Source organism: Pseudoxanthomonas gei, from assembly GCF_010119615.1.
In the GTDB taxonomy this organism is placed as follows: Bacteria; Pseudomonadota; Gammaproteobacteria; order Xanthomonadales; family Xanthomonadaceae; genus Pseudoxanthomonas_A; species Pseudoxanthomonas_A gei.
On the sequence record NZ_QOVG01000040.1, the window covers coordinates 1 to 523 of the forward strand.

Sequence of the window (523 nt, forward strand, 5' to 3'; positions counted from 1 at the left end):
CTCCACCAGCATCAAGGTGCATCCGGATGGCACTGGCGCATTAAAAAAAACGGCCCACAATCCATCGGGAAATCGCGCGGCGGATGGAACACCAAAATTCATATGGTTGCCGCAGATGCTCGAACAGCCATCACGTTCGGATTGACGCCTGGCAACGCACATGACGCACCCGCAGGCCGCGCGTTGCTTGAACACCTGGGGCCAGTGGAGCGGCCGGTTCATCTGCTGATGGATCGCGCTTACGAAGGCAATGAAACCCGCCAGTTGGCGCTCGATCTTGGCTTCGTGCCGGTGGTTCCACCCAAGTCCAATCGGGTCGATCCTTGGGAGTACGACAAGGAAATGTACAAGCGGCGCAACGAAGTGGAGAGGCTGTTCCGTCGCTTGAAGGGCTACCGACGGATTTTCACGCGCTTCGAGAAGCTGGATGTCATGTTCCTTGGCTTCCTCAGCTTCGTTCTGGTCGTTGATGGGCTTCGGATGTGTTAACAGACCCTAGATCAGCTAAATGGCGATGCATGGC

1 pseudogene is annotated in these 523 nt (G+C 56.6%); it reads left to right on the top strand.

Annotated elements, in window-relative coordinates:
* Positions 1 to 489, top strand: a pseudogene (locus DT603_RS15870) (IS5 family transposase); the annotation flags it as partial.
* Positions 490 to 523 lie beyond the last annotated feature (34 nt).